Below are 18140 nucleotides of genomic sequence, written 5' to 3'. Positions count from 1 at the left end.
AATAAGAATTGTTCTTTTTTAGCTATGACGTTAATCGTTCACGCTAGCTTCTTCTTCTTTCATTCGTTTCTCAATATCTGAGATTGAATAAACATTAGCTGAAATTGAACCTGTTTCTTTTGGTTTAATTTGACGGTAATCTGGCATACCAGTACCGGCAGGAATAATTTTACCAATAATAACATTTTCTTTCAGACCAATTAATGGATCATTCTTACCGCGAATAGCAGCATCCGTAAGAACACGAGTTGTTTCTTGGAATGATGCAGCTGATAAGAAACTGTTTGTTTCTAGAGATGCTTTAGTGATACCAAGTAAGACAGGACGTGAAGTAGCTGGAATGCCACCTTTAATCAATGTCTTATAGTTATCTTCTTTAAGATCCATGATATCCATTAAAGTACCTGGTAATACATTTGTGTCACCGGGATCCATAACGCGAACCTTACGTAACATTTGACGAGACATAACCTCCACATGCTTATCAGAGATTTCTACCCCTTGCATACGATATACTTTTTGAACTTCACGAAGAATATAATTCTCCGTTGAAAGAACATCACGAACTTGAATTAATTGTTTAGGATCAATTGAACCAACTGTTAGTGCTTCACCACGATGAATTTTATCACCTTCGGCAACTTTAAGAACAGCAGTATAAGGTAAACTATATGTTCGTGTATCAGTTTCACCTTTAACTGTTACTTCTTTAGTACGTTCAGCAGGGTTCTCTTCAATTGCTTCAATCACACCTGTTACTTCTGTAATTTCAGCACGACCTTTAGGATTACGTGCTTCGAAGATTTCTTGAACACGAGGTAACCCTTGTGTAATATCGTCTCCAGCAACCCCACCGGTATGGAAAGTACGCATTGTTAATTGAGTTCCGGGTTCACCGATTGATTGAGCAGCAACAGTACCAACTGCTTCACCAACTTCAACCTGATCACCAGTAGCCATATTACGACCATAACAATGTTCACAAACCCCATGCTTAGTATTACATGTAAATGCTGAGCGGATAGTTACTTGTTCGATTCCAGCGGCGATAATTGCTTGCGCTTTGCCTTCTTCGATCATTTCGTTTGAAGCGACAATAACTTCACCAGTTTCAGGATTTTTAACAGTCTTCATTGCATAACGACCTAAGATACGGTCATACAATGGTTCGATCATTTCATTTCCTTCTTTAATAGCTGATACATCTAAGCCACGATCAGTGAAACAATCTTTCTCACGAATAATAACATCTTGAGCAACATCAACAAGTCGACGAGTCAAGTATCCAGAATCGGCAGTTTTCAAGGCCGTATCAGTCATACCTTTACGAGCCCCATGAGTTGAAATAAACATTTCCAACACTGACAAACCTTCACGGAAGTTAGAAATAATAGGTAATTCCATTGTTTTACCATTAGGAGCTGCCATCAAACCACGCATACCAGCTAATTGAGTAAAGTTAGAAATATTACCACGGGCTCCAGAATCACTCATCATTTGAATAGGATTTTGTGTGCCCAATGCTTCCATTAGTTTTTGTTGAATATCATCTTTTGCTTGTGTCCAGATAGCAATAACGCGTTCATAGCGTTCATCTTCTGTAATCAAACCTCGACGGAATTGTTTTGCAACTAAAGCAACTTGTTTATGAGCTTCTTCAATAATTGCAGGTTTTTCCTTCAAGTCAGTTACATCAGAAATACCAACTGTAATACCAGCATGTGTTGATTGATCGTAACCTAAGTTTTTAAGACGATCTAACATCTTAGACGTTTCAGTTACTTTAAATCGTTTATAAACTTCAGAAATGATATCACTCAAGAATCCTTTTTTGAAAGGTAAAATAATTTCTTGCGCTTTAATAACATCACCAATATTTTGGCCAGGTTCAACAAAATATTTGTCGGCGGTTTTATTAATTAAGTTATCATTCTTAGGTTCATTAATGTAGGCAAATTCTTTAGGTAAAATTTCATTAAAGATTGCTTTACCAACAGTTGTAATCATAATGCGTTCTTTTTGCCAATCTGTAAATGGTTTACCTTCAGCAGCTAATGTTGCTGTTTGTAATCCAATACGAGTGTGCAAATGAACGTAACCATTACGGTAAGCCATTACTGCTTCGTTAGCATCTTTAAAGATCATACCTTCGCCTTCGCGACCAGCTTCTTCCATTGTAAGGTAGTAGTTACCTAAAACCATATCTTGAGAAGGTGTTACAACTGGTTTACCATCTTTAGGTGCCAAGATATGATGAGCAGCTAACATAAGCAAACGAGCTTCTGCTTGTGCTTCATCAGATAAAGGTACATGGATAGCCATTTGATCTCCATCAAAATCAGCATTGTAAGCTTCACAAGCTAAAGGATGAAGACGAATTGCTTTACCATCAACTAAAATTGGTTCGAAAGCTTGAATACCAAGACGATGAAGTGTTGGTGCGCGGTTAAGGAGAACTGGATGTTCAACAATAACTTCTTCTAGAACATCCCAGATATCTTCATCGCGACGATCAAGTTTACGTTTAGCATTTTTAATATTTGATGCCATTTCACGTTTAACAAGTTCTTTCATCATAAATGGTTTGAATAATTCCAAAGCCATTTCACGAGGAATACCACATTGATTCATTTGTAACGTTGGTCCAACAGCAATAACTGAACGGCCTGAATAATCAACACGTTTTCCAAGTAAATTTTGACGGAAACGTCCTTGTTTACCTTTCAACATATGTGAAAGAGATTTCAATGGTCGGTTACCAGGTCCAGTAACTGGACGGCCACGACGACCATTATCAATCAATGCATCAACAGCTTCTTGTAACATACGTTTTTCATTTTGAACAATAATACCAGGAGCGTTCAAATCTAATAAACGTTTTAGTCGGTTATTTCGGTTAATAACCCGTCTGTATAAATCATTCAAATCAGAAGTGGCAAAACGGCCACCTTCTAATTGAACCATCGGACGTAAGTCAGGCGGAATAATAGGAACAGCATCCATAACCATCCATGCAGGTTCATTTTCAGAAAGTAAGAATGCTTCTAAAATGTCCAACCGACGAACAGCACGTGTTCTCTTTTGACCAGTAGCATCTTTCAATTCTTCTTTTAATTCTTCAGATTCACCAGCAAGATTAACATCACGTAATAAATGACGAATAGCGTCAGCACCCATTCCAGCTTCGAATTCAGTCCCGTATTCTTCACGTTTTTCACGATATTCACGTTCTGTTAATAACTGTTTCTTTTCAAGAGGTGTGTTACCAGGTTCAGTAACAACGTAAGAAGCAAAATAGATAACTTCTTCCAAAGCACGAGGACTCATGTCTAAGACAAGACCCATACGACTTGGAATTCCTTTAAAGTACCAGATATGTGTAACTGGTGCAGCTAATTCAATATGACCCATACGTTCGCGACGTACTTTAGAACGTGTAACTTCAACACCACAACGATCACAGACGATACCTTTATAGCGAATACGTTTGTATTTACCACAGGCACATTCCCAATCTTTTGTTGGTCCAAAAATACGTTCATCGAATAGTCCGTCTTTTTCAGGTTTTAATGTACGATAATTGATTGTTTCAGGCTTTTTAACTTCACCATATGACCAGCTTCTAATCTTATCAGAAGATGCTAAGCCAATTTGCATGCTATCAAATTTATTGACATCGATCAAAGGACCGACCTCCCTTTAGTTTTATAGTGTGTTGGATTTCTCAAACTAAGCATTAGCTTCATCCACACAAATTTGAGTTCAGTAACTAAGCCAAAATTATTCTTTGTTCATTTCAGCAGCCATTTTTTCGGCTTCTTCCTTAGCTTTTTTCTCTTTTTGTTCATTAGCTAATTTGCTTAAAGCATCCACATTAACGATATCATCATCGTCATCATCCATGTCACGTAATTCAATTTCAGTCTTTTTAGCATCAAGTACTTTCATATCTAATCCTAATGACTGTAATTCTTTAACAAGAACACGGAATGATTCAGGAACACCTGGTTTAGGAATTGGTTCGCCTTTGACAATTGCTTCGTATGTTTTCACACGACCCACAACATCATCAGATTTATACGTTAAAATTTCTTGTAACGTGTAAGCAGCACCATAAGCTTCAAGTGCCCAAACTTCCATTTCACCAAAACGTTGTCCACCAAATTGTGCTTTACCACCTAATGGTTGTTGCGTTACTAATGAGTATGGTCCTATTGAACGAGCATGAATTTTATCATCAACCATGTGAGCAAGTTTCATATAGTACATAACACCTACAGAAACACGGTTATCAAATGCATCACCTGTACGTCCATCATATAAGATTGTCTTACCATCATCTGAAATTCCAGCTTCTTTAAAGACATTCCAGATATCTGAATCGCGGGCACCATCAAAAACTGGTGTTGCAACATGGATACCTAATTTACGAGCAGCCATACCTAAATGAAGATCTAAAACTTGTCCAATATTCATACGAGAAGGAACACCCATGGGATTCAAAAGAATATCAACTGGTGTACCATCTGGCATGTAAGGCATATCTTCAGAAGGAACAACGATTGAAACAACCCCTTTATTACCATGACGTCCAGCCATCTTATCACCAACACGTAACTTACGTTTTTGTGCAATGTAGATACGAACCATCATATTAACACCAGGACTTAATTCATCCCCTGCTTCACGAGTAAAGATTTTAACATCTTGAACAATACCGCCACCACCATGAGGAACTTTCAATGAAGTATCGCGTACTTCACGAGCCTTTTCTCCAAAGATAGCATGTAATAAACGTTCTTCAGCAGATAATTCAGTAACCCCTTTAGGTGTTACTTTACCAACTAAGATATCACCATCATTAACTTCAGCACCAATACGGACGATACCAAATTCATCAAGATCTTTTAATGAATCTTCACCAACATTAGGAATTTCACGAGTAATTTCTTCAGGTCCTAATTTTGTATCACGCGCTTCTGATTCAAATTCTTCAATATGAATTGATGTGTAGATATCATCACGAACAAGGCGTTCGTTAATGATAACAGCATCTTCAAAGTTATAACCATTCCAAGTCATAAAGGCAACTAATGGGTTTTGGCCTAAAGCTAATTCCCCATTTTCCATTGAAGGACCATCAGCTAAAATTTCATCAGCATCAACATGATCGTTTACACGAACAATTGGACGTTGATTGTAGTTTTTACCACCATTTGAACGATGGAATTTCATTAATTTGTATTTATCTAAAGCGCCATCTTCACGACGAACACGAATTTCACGTGCATCAACGTATTCAACAGTACCTTCGTTTTTGTTAATTAAAGCGACACCAGAATCATGAGCTGCCTTATATTCAATACCTGTACCAACAAGTGGTGAATGAGGATTGATTAAAGGAACAGCTTGACGTTGCATATTAGCACCCATCAAGGCACGGTTAGAATCATCATTTTCCAAGAAAGGAATACATGCTGTAGCAACAGCCACAACTTGTTTAGGTGAAACATCCATATAATCGACTTTATCAATACCGATTTCGATATTTTCTGAACGATTACGAGCCATAACGAGTTCATTTACAAATGAATCATCTTCATTTAATGGTGAGTTAGCTTGTGCAATAACATAGTTATCTTCTTCGTCAGCAGTCAAGTAATCGATTTTATCAGTTACTTGATGTGATTCCCAGCTCACACGACGATAAGGTGTTTCAATAAAACCATATCGGTTAACACGTGCATAACTTGATAAACTATTAATCAAACCAATATTAGGTCCTTCAGGTGTTTCAATCGGACACATACGACCATAATGCGTGTAATGAACATCACGAACTTCATATCCAGCACGATCACGAGTCAAACCACCAGGTCCTAAGGCAGAAAGACGACGTTTATGTGTCAATTCGCCAAGTGGATTAGTTTGATCCATGAATTGTGATAATTGAGATGAACCAAAGAATTCTTTAATAGAAGCCACAACAGGACGAATATTAATCAATTGTTGTGGTGTAACAGTTGTTGTATCTTGAATTGACATACGTTCGCGTACAACACGTTCCATACGTGATAAACCAATTCTAAATTGGTTTTGTAATAATTCACCAACTGAGCGAATACGACGGTTACCTAAATGATCAATATCATCCACAGAACCAATATTTTCTTTTAAATTAAAGAAATAGTTCATTGAAGCAATAATATCAGCAGGTACAATATGTTTGTATTGTAAATCAATGTTACCATTACCAATCATTGGCATCTCACGTTCTGGATCTACTTGAGAGTAAACCTTAACGATTTGAAGTACCATAGGTTCAGTAACTACACCATCTTCTGATGGATGGTATGTGACCGTTTTGAAATCTTGGCGATCAAGATATGGTGCTAAAGTTTCCATAACTTGTTTATCAATTACGGTATCTTTTTGTGCAAGTACTTCACCAGTATCTGGATCAGCCAATGTTTCAGCTAATGTTTGGTTCAATAAACGTGTTTTTAAGCTTAATTTTTTATTGATTTTGTAACGACCAACTGGAGCTAAGTCGTAACGTTTTGGATCGAAGAAACGAGCTGTCAATAAACTACGTGAGCTATCAGCTGTTTTAGGTTCGCCGGGACGTAAACGTTCATAAACATCTTTTAAAGATTCTTCAACACGCGAATCATCTGTATTTTTATGAACATCTTTTTCAAGTGTTAGCATTAAGCTATCATTGTTACCCAACATTTCAATAATTTCATCATCAGAACCAAATCCTAAAGCGCGGACCAATTCAGTTAATGGAATTTTACGTGTACGATCAATACGTACATATGAAATGTTTTTAGCATCTGATTCATATTCTAACCATGCACCACGGTTAGGAATAACAGTTGTCCCATATGTTTCACGGCCATTTTTATCTAATGAACCATTGTAGTAAACCCCTGGTGAACGAACTAATTGAGAAACAATAACTCGTTCAGCACCATTAATGATAAACGTTCCTTGTTCTGTCATTAGTGGGAAATCACCAAAGAAAACATCTTGAGATTTAATTTCGCCAGTTTCATGGTTAGTTAAACGTAATGTAACGTGTAATGGAGCCGAATAGTTCGCATCATGTGCGCGTGCTTCGTCTACAGTGTATTTAGGTTCTAATAATTGGTAATCAACAAATTCTAATGATAAGTTACCAGCAAAATCGTCAATTGGCATGATGTCTTCAAACATTTCACGAAGACCTTCATCCAAGAACCATTGGTAAGAGTCACTTTGAATTTCGATTAAATTAGGTAAATCTAAAACTTCTTTGATACGTGCGTAACTTCTACGTGTACTGTGTTTACCGTAGTTTACTAAATGTCCAGCCAAATTAGTCACCTCTCAAATTTATTCTGTAAACCTGCCAAAGTCCGATGATTTTATATTACAGTTTGATTACAAATTGCATACTAGACGAAAAAATCGGTTTTTTTGGCAAAAGAAAAAACAAAAACAGTTTATTTATTTTTAAATAATCACCATTTTTGTCTCTCTATAAGGCTTCTTACGGACAATAGATCGTAATCAGCTATAAAAATTCACAGTATTATACATTTAATTATCATATACGCTATTGAATCGGATGTCAACAGTTCATGCTCATTAAGTCATCGTCACAAATTCTTCAGCACTTGTTGGATGAATGGCAACTGTATCATCGAAGTCTTTTTTAGTTGCGCCCATTTTAATCGCTACTGCAAATCCTTGCAACATCTCATCCATACCTTCTCCAACGCCATGTAACCCGACAATTCGTTCATCTTCGCCAACCGTAATTAACTTCAGATTTTCCTTCACCTTACTATCACCTAAACTATAGCGCATTGGTGTAAATGTTGATCGATAAATTTTTAGATTCTTTTTTCCATATTCCAATATTGCTTCAGATTCAGTTAAACCAATCGTTCCAGCAACTGGATGTGAAAACACCACCGTGGGTACCAATTTATAATCTAAATGTTCAGTAGGTTTATTATTAAACACACGTTCCATTAGTCTTCGACTAGCCGCAATTGCAACAGGTGTTAAATCAAGTTTACCAATGACATCCCCAGTCGCATAAATACCAGCAACTGATGTATTTTGATACTCATCGACCACAATAGTACCATTATCATTTAATTTAATATTTGTGGCTGAAATATTCATTTTATCAGTGACTGGTCGACGGCCAACAGCCCAAATAACACAATCTACGACCAATGATGATTCATTAGTGATAACTTCATATTTACCATCACTTCTCTGTTTCAACTCTGTCACCTCTGAGTTAAAATTAATATCAATTCCATTTTCTATATACGTTTCTGTCACATTTGTTGAAATTAATTCATCAAAATTAGGTAACAACGTGCCGTATTTTGCATACATGTGAACTTTTGACCCGAGTGCATTCAACGTGCCAGCGAGTTCAGTACCAATATAGCCGTTTCCGATAACCGCAACTTTAGCAGGTAATTCTTTCAAATCATCAAAGAATTGATTAGATTCAATCCCATAAGTTCCGCCAGGGATGTCGGGTATATTGGGTGTTCCACCAGTTGCGATTAGTATGTGCTCTGAGACATATTTTGAGCCATTAACTTCAACTGTTTGATTATCAATAAATTTTGCATAGCCTTTAATGACTTGTACCTGATTTTTATCTAAATTTCTGAAATATGCGCCATGTAATCGTTCAATATACGCAGAACGGTTAGCAACTAATTTTTCAAAATCGAGTTGCGGCTGTTGTTTAGTAAAACCGTAATCAGTAGCTAAATCAAAATCTTGCGCTAATACTGCTGCAGACCACATAATCTTTTTAGGTACACAACCAACATTGACACAAGTTCCACCAATTTCATTTCCTTCTATTAAAAGTACATTTTTTCCAAAAGAGCCAGCTCGATTTGCTGCAGCAATTCCAGCAGATCCTCCACCAATTACAATAAGATCAAATTTTTCCATAGATAACACTCCTTTTCTAGTGATAAAAAAGGTGCAACTACAAGAATAGTTACACCTTTTTAAGTTTATTTCACTGCTACTTTAGTTTTTGATTCTTTAATCGTTACTTTGATAACACCTTTTACAGCACCGATTGTTATATTATCATTGTCTTTTATTTGACCAGAAAGGAGAATGTCACTTAACCGATCCTCAACTTCTGTTTGTAATGCACGACGTATAGGTCTAGCACCATATTCTGGATCAAATCCTGCTTTAGCAATAACATCAATTGCTGCAGGTGATATTTTAACCTTAATATCTTGCTCCTTCAATCTATCAATAACTTCTTTAGTCATCAACTTCACAATTTCATGTAATTCAACTTTTGTTAATGAATGGAATATAATTGATTCATCAATTCGGTTTAAAAATTCTGGGCGGAACGCCTTTTTAAGAGCCGCACGAATTTTTCCAGACATTGCCTTATATTCATCTTTTTCAGATTCCACACCAAACCCAACAAACTTCTCATCACGAACGGCAGTTGCACCTAAGTTAGATGTCATAATGATAATCGTATTTCTAAAATCAATACGACGTCCTTTAGAATCTGTTAAGTATCCATCATCCAACACTTGAAGTAAAATATTAAAAACATCAGGATGCGCTTTTTCAACTTCATCCAAGAGAACAACAGAATATGGTGTCTGACGAACTTTTTCAGTCAATTGTCCACCTTCATCATATCCAACGTAACCTGGTGGTGATCCAATCAAGCGACTTGTACTATATTTTTCCATATATTCCGACATATCCACTCGAATCATTGCTTCTTCAGAGCCAAACATAGCTTCAGCAAGTGCCTTAGCTAATTCCGTTTTACCGACACCTGTTGGTCCAAGGAACATAAATGAACCAATTGGTCTTGCTGGATTTTTCAAACCGCTTCTAGCACGTCGAATAGCCTTTGCAATTGAGCTAACTGCCTCATTTTGACCAATAACACGTTTATGCAAAATGTCTTCAAGATGAATTAAGCGATCACTTTCACTTTTATTCAATTGTTGTACTGGAACACCTGTCCAATCTGAAACAATTCCTGCAATTTCTTCGCTAGTTACCTTTATATCATAATGTTCTGCATTAGACTTAACGGCAGCATTTTTTTCAGCTTCTAAATCTTCAATCTGCTTTTTAACACGCATTTCTTTTGTACGAATACCCGCAGCTGATTCAAAATCTTGCTGACTAACTGCATCATCTTTTTGTTGACGCAATTCATCAAGCTGATCTTGTTTTTTACTTAATTTTGATTTAGTCCTTGGACGCTCAATACGGACCTGGGCAGCAGCTTCATCCATTAAATCAATCGCCTTATCAGGAAGGAATCGATCAGTAATATATCGATTGCCCATCTCTACCGCTGCTTCAATTGCATCATCAGTAATTTGTACATGATGATGTGCCTCATATTTAGGTCGAAGTCCCTTCAAAATATCAACAGTCTGAGCTTCTGTTGGTTCTTTGATTGTGATTGTCGCAAAACGGCGTTCCAAAGCAGCATCAGATTCAATGTATTTTTGGTATTCGTCTAGTGTCGTTGCGCCAATAACTTGAACTTCACCACGAGCCAATGCAGGTTTTAATATATTAGATGCATCTATTGCACCTTCTGCACCCCCCGCACCAATTAACGTGTGTAATTCATCAATAAATAAAATAACATCTTTAGTTGTGTATACTTCTTTCAATATTTTCTTCAAACGGTCTTCAAATTCACCACGGTACTTCGTTCCTGCAACTAACGATCCCATATCAAGCATCATTAATCGTTTTCCAATCATGTCTTCAGGAACGTTACCGTCAACTAATCGTTGAGCAAACCCTTCAGCGATTGCAGTCTTACCAACACCAGGTTCACCAATTAATACTGGATTGTTCTTAGTTCGACGACTTAATACTTGTGTTAATCTTTTTACTTCAGAATCTCGGCCAATTACAGGATCAATTTGCTTATCATGAGCCATTTTAGTCAAATCGCGTGCTAGTTCATCCAGAGTAGGTGTTCCCTCTTCGGAAGCCTGTTTGCCACGGTTCTTTTGTCTCATCTGAACTTCACTAACACCAAGTTGACGAAAAATCATTTTGCGTACTTGCTTAACATCAGCACTTAATCCGCCCATAATTCTTGATGATAAAATTTCATTATTGCTTGTTAGTGCTAGTAAAAGATGTTCTGTACCCACCTTACTTGCATTTAAATTTTTAGCTTCATCATTAGCAATTGATAAAATCATTTTTGCTTTGGGTGAGTAAGGTAAATAAGTATCATTTTTATTTAATCTCAATGATCCATAACCAGTGAATCTTTCGATTTCTTCCATTATGTCTTCTGGATCAACATTAAATTGTTTCAATACTTTATCTGCAATACCATTTTGTACTTCAGACAATGCCAAAAGTAAATGTTCAGTCCCAACGGCTTGTTGACGATAGTGTTTAGCAGCTTCCTGTGCTCGAATAAGAACTTCTTTTGCACTCGGCGTAAATAAATTATCCATATTATTACCTCTTTCTACTCTTCATATCGTAAGCGATTAATTAAATTAATCAACATTTTAGCACGTAACATATTTTCTGATTCAGTATCCATGCCAAGAAAAACATCTTTCTTTATTATAGCTAAAATCAAATTTGATTCTTTTTTTGTCAATGTCTTCTCATCATATAAACTCTGAATAATATCATAACCTTCTTGTTGAGATACATTTGTACCAATTAAATTTTCTGTTGTTTGAATAAATTCTTGATCTACAAAAAGATTTACCTTTTCTATCCTAATGTATCCACCACCACCGCGTTTACTCTCTACTACATATCCATTTTGAATAGTAAATCGCGTGTTAATAACATAATTTATTTGCGATGGTACACAATTAAATAATTCAGCAACTTCAGAACGTTTAATGATTATTTCCTTTTCATCCAAAAGAATTTTTTTAAAATACTTCTCAATCACATCAGAAATATTCTGACCCTGCATATCCATCACCTCAAATAGTTTGACTAATGTTGACTTACATTATACGAAATATAAATTAAAATTGAAAGTTATTTGACCTAAACAAAAAAAGGAATTTAAACATAAAGTTTAAATTCCTTTTTCAATTAATCGGGAAAACAGGATTCGAACCTGCGACCCCCTGGTCCCAAACCAGGTGCTCTACCAAGCTGAGCTATTTCCCGAACACAAAAAAATGCACCCAGTAGGAGTCGAACCTACAACCTTCTGATTCGTAGTCAGACACTCTATCCAGTTGCGCTATGGGTGCATTAAAAATATAAAATTAAAACAATAAATGGTGCCGAGGACCGGAATCGAACCGGTACGGTGATCACTCACCGCAGGATTTTAAGTCCTGTGCGTCTGCCAGTTCCGCCACCCCGGCATTTATTGAAAAGCGGAAGACGGGATTCGAACCCGCGACCCCCACCTTGGCAAGGTGATGCTCTACCACTGAGCTACTTCCGCAAAAAAATTAAAAAATGGTGCCGACTAGACGATTCGAACGCCCGACCCCCTGATTACAAATCAGGTGCTCTACCAACTGAGCTAAGTCGGCATAACTGAAAATGATGCGGGTGAAGGGACTTGAACCCCCACGTCTTACGACGCTAGATCCTAAATCTAGTGCGTCTGCCAATTCCGCCACACCCGCAGAATGTGGAATTGAAAATGAGCCGTGACAGGCTCGAACTGTCGACCCTCTGATTAAAAGTCAGATGCTCTACCAACTGAGCTAACGGCTCAAATGGAGGTTACAGGGCTTGAACCTGTGACCCTCTGCTTGTAAGGCAGACGCTCTCCCAACTGAGCTAAACCTCCAAATAATAAAAAAAGCATGGCAACGTCCTACCCTCGCAGGGGGCGACCCCCAACTACTCTTGGCGCTAAGAAGCTTAACTTCTGTGTTCGACATGGGAACAGGTGTATCCTTCTTGCTATCGCCACCACACTCTTTTTTTGAGAAAACTTATTCTCTCAAAACTAGCTAATATTTATCATTGATTTTTAAGCCGTACACCGTTTCACACCACTTTGTGGTTAAGTCCTCGACCGATTAGTATTGGTCCGCTCCATACATCACTGTACTTCCACTTCCAACCTATCTACCTGATAATCTTTCAGGGGTCTTACTTCCATAAAGGAATGGGAAATCTAATCTCGAGGTGAGCTTCACACTTAGATGCTTTCAGCGTTTATCTCATCCATACATAGCTACCCAGCGATGCCCTTGGCAGAACAACTGGTACACCAGAGGTATGTCCATCCCGGTCCTCTCGTACTAAGGACAGCTCCTCTCAAATTTCCTACGCCCGCGACGGATAGGGACCGAACTGTCTCACGACGTTCTGAACCCAGCTCGCGTACCGCTTTAATGGGCGAACAGCCCAACCCTTGGGACCGACTACAGCCCCAGGATGCGATGAGCCGACATCGAGGTGCCAAACCTCCCCGTCGATGTGGACTCTTGGGGGAGATAAGCCTGTTATCCCCAGGGTAGCTTTTATCCGTTGAGCGATGGCCCTTCCATACGGAACCACCGGATCACTAAGCCCGACTTTCGTCCCTGCTCGACCTGTAAGTCTCGCAGTCAAGCTCCCTTGTGCCTTTACACTCTGCGAATGATTTCCAACCATTCTGAGGGAACCTTTGGGCGCCTCCGTTACCTTTTAGGAGGCGACCGCCCCAGTCAAACTGCCCACCTGACACTGTCTCCCACCACGATTAGTGGCGAGGGTTAGAGTGTTCATACAACGAGGGTAGTATCCCACCAATGCCTCCTCCGAAACTAGCGTTCCGGTCTCTACGGCTCCTACCTATCCTGTACAAGTTATACAAACACTCAATATCAAGCTACAGTAAAGCTCCATGGGGTCTTTCCGTCCTGTCGCGGGTAACCCGCATCTTCACGGGTATTATAATTTCACCGAGTCTCTCGTTGAGACAGTGCCCAAATCGTTACGCCTTTCGTGCGGGTCGGAACTTACCCGACAAGGAATTTCGCTACCTTAGGACCGTTATAGTTACGGCCGCCGTTTACTGGGGCTTCAATTCTGGGCTTCGCCGAAGCTAACTCATCCTCTTAACCTTCCAGCACCGGGCAGGCGTCAGCCCCTATACGTCATCTTACGATTTTGCAGAAACCTGTGTTTTTGATAAACAGTCGTTTGGGCCTATTCACTGCGGCTGACCTTTCGGTCAGCACCCCTTCTCCCGAAGTTACGGGGTCATTTTGCCGAGTTCCTTAACGAGAGTTCTCTCGCACACCTTAGGATACTCTCCTCGACTACCTGTGTCGGTTTGCGGTACGGGTAGTTATACTCTAACTAGAAGCTTTTCTTGGCAGTGTGACATCAGTTACTTCGCTACTTAATTTCGCTCCCCATCACAACTTGTCCTTAAAGTTAAGCATTTAACTCAACTTCAGACTTATTGCTTGGACGCACATATCCATCAGTGCGCTTCCTTAGCCTGCTGCGTCCCTCCATCGTTCAAACAAATATAACTAGTACAGGAATCTCAACCTGTTATCCATCGTCTACGCCTCTCGGCCTCGACTTAGGTCCCGACTAACCCTGGGAGGACGAGCCTTCCCCAGGAAACCTTAGTCATTCGGTGGACAGGATTCTCACCTGTCTTTCGCTACTCATACCGGCATTCTCACTTCTAAGCGCTCCACCAGTCCTTACGGTCTAGCTTCGTTGCCCTTAGAACGCTCTCCTACCACGGAACCCTAATGGGTTCCATCCACAATTTCGGTAACATGTTTAGCCCCGGTACATTTTCGGCGCAGAATCACTCGACTAGTGAGCTATTACGCACTCTTTAAATGGTGGCTGCTTCTGAGCCAACATCCTAGTTGTCTGTGCAATTCCACATCCTTTTCCACTTAACATGTATTTTGGGACCTTAATTGGTGGTCTGGGCTGTTTCCCTTTCGACTACGGATCTTATCACTCGCAGTCTGACTCCCGGATATAAATCAATGGCATTCGGAGTTTATCTGAATTCAGTAACCCTAGATGGGCCCCTAGTCCAAACAGTGGCTCTACCTCCATGATTCTTAATTCCGAGGCTAGCCCTAAAGCTATTTCGGAGAGAACCAGCTATCTCCAAGTTCGTTTGGAATTTCTCCGCTACCCACACCTCATCTCAGCATTTTTCAACATACATGAGTTCGGTCCTCCAGTGCGTTTTACCGCACCTTCAACCTGGACATGGGTAGGTCACTTGGTTTCGGGTCTACGTCTACTTACTATGGCGCCCTATTCAGACTCGCTTTCGCTACGGCTCCGTCTTATCAACTTAACCTCGCAAGCAAACGTAACTCGCCGGTTCATTCTACAAAAGGCACGCTATCACCCATTAACGGGCTCTAACTATTTGTAGGCACATGGTTTCAGGAACTATTTCACTCCCCTTCCGGGGTGCTTTTCACCTTTCCCTCACGGTACTGGTTCACTATCGGTCACTAGGGAGTATTTAGCCTTGGGAGATGGTCCTCCCGGATTCCGACGGAATTTCTCGTGTTCCGCCGTACTCAGGATACTGCTCTGAGAGATTTTCATTTAGTATACGGGGCTATCACCCTCTACGGCGAGTCTTCCCAGACTCTTCTACTATAAAAATCTTTGGTAACTCAAATGAGCAGTCCTACAACCCCAAGAAGCAAGCTTCTTGGTTTGGGCTCTTCCCTGTTCGCTCGCCGCTACTTAGGGAATCGATTTTTCTTTCTATTCCTGCAGGTAATTAGATGTTTCAGTTCCCTGCGTTTACCTCTATATAACCTATGTATTCAGTTAATAGTAACAGTCGATTAAAACTGCTGGGTTCCCCCATTCGGAAATCTCCGGATCAAAGCTTACTTACAGCTCCCCGAAGCATATCGGTGTTAGTCCCGTCCTTCATCGGCTCCTAGTGCCAAGGCATTCACCATGCGCCCTTGATAACTTAACCTAACTTTACTTAAAGCAAAGTGGTTTTGTTAAGAACTACGTTCTTAACTAATAAAACGCGGTGTTTCTCGGCTTATTGCTTAAAAATTTAATAAATATTATCTAGTTTTCAAAGAACAAATTCGACAATTAACATTGTCAATGGAGCCTAACGGGATCGAACCGATGACCTCCTGCGTGCAAGGCAGGCGCTCTCCCAGCTGAGCTAAGGCCCCATAATGGGTATTTTATTAATTGGTAAATGGGCCTAAATGGACTCGAACCATCGACCTCACGCTTATCAGGCGTGCGCTCTAAACCAGCTGAGCTATAGGCCCGTAAACGCTTTTGAGAGTAGATCTCTCAAAACTAAACAAATTTTCGACAAGTGTGTAGGTTTCCGTAATATTCCTTAGAAAGGAGGTGATCCAGCCGCAGGTTCTCCTACGGCTACCTTGTTACGACTTCACCCTAATCATCTGTCCCACCTTAGACGGCTGGCTCCTAAAAGGTTACCTCACCGGCTTTGGGTGTTACAAACTCTCATGGTGTGACGGGCGGTGTGTACAAGGCCCGGGAACGTATTCACCGCGGCATTCTGATCCGCGATTACTAGCGATTCCAACTTCATGTAGGCGAGTTGCAGCCTACAATCCGAACTGAGAACGGCTTTAAGAGATTAGCTTAACCTCGCGGTCTCGCAACTCGTTGTACCGTCCATTGTAGCACGTGTGTAGCCCAGGTCATAAGGGGCATGATGATTTGACGTCATCCCCACCTTCCTCCGGTTTGTCACCGGCAGTCTCATTAGAGTGCCCAACTAAATGCTGGCAACTAATAATAAGGGTTGCGCTCGTTGCGGGACTTAACCCAACATCTCACGACACGAGCTGACGACAACCATGCACCACCTGTCATTCTGTCCCCGAAGGGAACGGCCTATCTCTAGGCTTGTCAGAAGATGTCAAGACCTGGTAAGGTTCTTCGCGTTGCTTCGAATTAAACCACATGCTCCACCGCTTGTGCGGGCCCCCGTCAATTCCTTTGAGTTTCAACCTTGCGGTCGTACTCCCCAGGCGGAGTGCTTAATGCGTTAGCTGCAGCACTGAAGGGCGGAAACCCTCCAACACTTAGCACTCATCGTTTACGGCATGGACTACCAGGGTATCTAATCCTGTTTGCTACCCATGCTTTCGAACCTCAGCGTCAGTTACAGACCAGAGAGCCGCTTTCGCCACTGGTGTTCTACCATATATCTACGCATTTCACCGCTACACATGGTGTTCCACTCTCCTCTTCTGCACTCAAGTTATCCAGTTTCCAATGCATTTCTTCGGTTGAGCCGAAGGCTTTCACATCAGACTTAAAAAACCGCCTGCGTTCGCTTTACGCCCAATAAATCCGGATAACGCTTGCCACCTACGTATTACCGCGGCTGCTGGCACGTAGTTAGCCGTGGCTTTCTGGTTAGATACCGTCACTAGGTAAACAGTTACTCTTACCTACATTCTTCTCTAACAACAGAGCTTTACGATCCGAAAACCTTCTTCACTCACGCGGCGTTGCTCCATCAGACTTTCGTCCATTGTGGAAGATTCCCTACTGCTGCCTCCCGTAGGAGTTTGGGCCGTGTCTCAGTCCCAATGTGGCCGATCACCCTCTCAGGTCGGCTACGTATCATTGCCTTGGTGGGCCTTTACCTCACCAACTAGCTAATACGCCGCGGGTCCATCCAAAAGTGACAGCTTACGCCGTCTTTCATTATCAAACCATGCGGTTTAACAAATTATGCGGTATTAGCACCTGTTTCCAAGTGTTATCCCCCTCTTTTGGGCAGGTTACCCACGTGTTACTCACCCGTTCGCCACTCATTATCTTCGGTGAGTGCAAGCACTCGGTGAAGATAATGCGTTCGACTTGCATGTATTAGGCACGCCGCCAGCGTTCATCCTGAGCCAGGATCAAACTCTCATATAAAAAGTTGATTGCTCTTATTGTTTTGTTACTTTTTGAAACTAGCGAATTGACTTCGCAAATGTTTGCTCTTAACTCTTAGTTAAGAGACCCTACACATTTGATTTGTCGAAAATTTGTTCAGTTTTCAAAGATCTACTTGGTTGCTTTTGACAACTTTTATATCATATCAACCACGTCATGATTTGTCAAGAATTATTTTG

General features: G+C 40.3%; 5 protein-coding genes, 10 tRNA genes and 3 rRNA genes. All 18 read right to left on the bottom strand.

Translation table 11 applies throughout. The features are described 5' to 3' along the window. Nucleotides 1-30 precede the first annotated feature (30 nt). Nucleotides 31-3684: a DNA-directed RNA polymerase subunit beta' gene (gene rpoC / locus ACE83Q_RS07005; protein WP_409022014.1), complete on the bottom strand. Its 3654-nt coding sequence runs from the start codon at nucleotides 3682-3684 to the stop codon at nucleotides 31-33. Nucleotides 3685-3780: 96 nt separating this feature from the next. Continuing rightward, nucleotides 3781-7371: a DNA-directed RNA polymerase subunit beta gene (locus ACE83Q_RS07000; protein ID WP_409022013.1), complete on the bottom strand. Its 3591-nt coding sequence runs from the start codon at nucleotides 7369-7371 to the stop codon at nucleotides 3781-3783. Nucleotides 7372-7635: 264 nt separating this feature from the next. Next, entirely contained in the window at nucleotides 7636-8982 is a 1347-nt protein-coding gene (gorA, locus tag ACE83Q_RS06995) for a glutathione-disulfide reductase (RefSeq protein ID WP_409022012.1), read from the bottom strand. A 65-nt stretch (nucleotides 8983-9047) separates the two neighbouring features. After that, nucleotides 9048-11525: an ATP-dependent Clp protease ATP-binding subunit gene (locus ACE83Q_RS06990; RefSeq protein ID WP_409022011.1), complete on the bottom strand. Its 2478-nt coding sequence runs from the start codon at nucleotides 11523-11525 to the stop codon at nucleotides 9048-9050. 14 nt (nucleotides 11526-11539) lie between these two features. Then, on the bottom strand, nucleotides 11540-12007 hold the full coding sequence (locus ACE83Q_RS06985) for a CtsR family transcriptional regulator (RefSeq protein ID WP_409022010.1): 468 nt from the start codon (nucleotides 12005-12007) through the stop codon (nucleotides 11540-11542). A 129-nt stretch (nucleotides 12008-12136) separates the two neighbouring features. Beyond that, a tRNA-Pro gene (locus ACE83Q_RS06980) sits at nucleotides 12137-12210 on the bottom strand. 12 nt (nucleotides 12211-12222) lie between these two features. Further along, nucleotides 12223-12296 (bottom strand) — tRNA-Arg (locus tag ACE83Q_RS06975). A 28-nt stretch (nucleotides 12297-12324) separates the two neighbouring features. Beyond that, nucleotides 12325-12413 (bottom strand) — tRNA-Leu (locus tag ACE83Q_RS06970). An 11-nt stretch (nucleotides 12414-12424) separates the two neighbouring features. Next, nucleotides 12425-12496: transfer RNA gene (locus ACE83Q_RS06965), tRNA-Gly, on the bottom strand. A gap of 15 nt (nucleotides 12497-12511) precedes the next feature. Continuing rightward, nucleotides 12512-12587: transfer RNA gene (locus ACE83Q_RS06960), tRNA-Thr, on the bottom strand. Between the two features lie 14 nt (nucleotides 12588-12601). Next, nucleotides 12602-12683 (bottom strand) — tRNA-Leu (locus ACE83Q_RS06955). Between the two features lie 18 nt (nucleotides 12684-12701). Then, nucleotides 12702-12774 (bottom strand) — tRNA-Lys (locus ACE83Q_RS06950). A gap of 3 nt (nucleotides 12775-12777) precedes the next feature. After that, nucleotides 12778-12850: transfer RNA gene (locus tag ACE83Q_RS06945), tRNA-Val, on the bottom strand. Between the two features lie 14 nt (nucleotides 12851-12864). Then, nucleotides 12865-12980 (bottom strand): 5S ribosomal RNA (gene rrf / locus ACE83Q_RS06940). A gap of 85 nt (nucleotides 12981-13065) precedes the next feature. After that, a 23S ribosomal RNA gene (locus ACE83Q_RS06935) occupies nucleotides 13066-15985 on the bottom strand. Between the two features lie 141 nt (nucleotides 15986-16126). Then, nucleotides 16127-16199 (bottom strand) — tRNA-Ala (locus ACE83Q_RS06930). Nucleotides 16200-16226: 27 nt separating this feature from the next. Beyond that, nucleotides 16227-16301, bottom strand: a tRNA-Ile gene (locus ACE83Q_RS06925). Between the two features lie 78 nt (nucleotides 16302-16379). Beyond that, a 16S ribosomal RNA gene (locus tag ACE83Q_RS06920) occupies nucleotides 16380-17940 on the bottom strand. Together the 16S, 23S and 5S rRNA genes with 10 tRNA genes alongside form the textbook arrangement of a ribosomal RNA operon. Nucleotides 17941-18140: the final 200 nt, after the last annotated feature.

This window comes from Dellaglioa kimchii, from assembly GCF_046115505.1.
Classification (GTDB): Bacteria; Bacillota; Bacilli; order Lactobacillales; family Lactobacillaceae; genus Dellaglioa; species Dellaglioa kimchii.
This window is presented reverse-complemented; position numbering and strand designations above follow the sequence as displayed.

Excerpts from the sequence above, each read along its gene's own strand:
- gorA (WP_409022012.1), bottom strand. The coding sequence starts at position 8,982 with ATGGAAAAATTTGATCTTATTGTAATTGGTGGAGGATCTGCTGGAATT.
- ACE83Q_RS06990 (WP_409022011.1), bottom strand. The coding sequence starts at position 11,525 with ATGGATAATTTATTTACGCCGAGTGCAAAAGAAGTTCTTATTCGAGCA.
- ACE83Q_RS06985 (WP_409022010.1), bottom strand. The coding sequence starts at position 12,007 with ATGCAGGGTCAGAATATTTCTGATGTGATTGAGAAGTATTTTAAAAAA.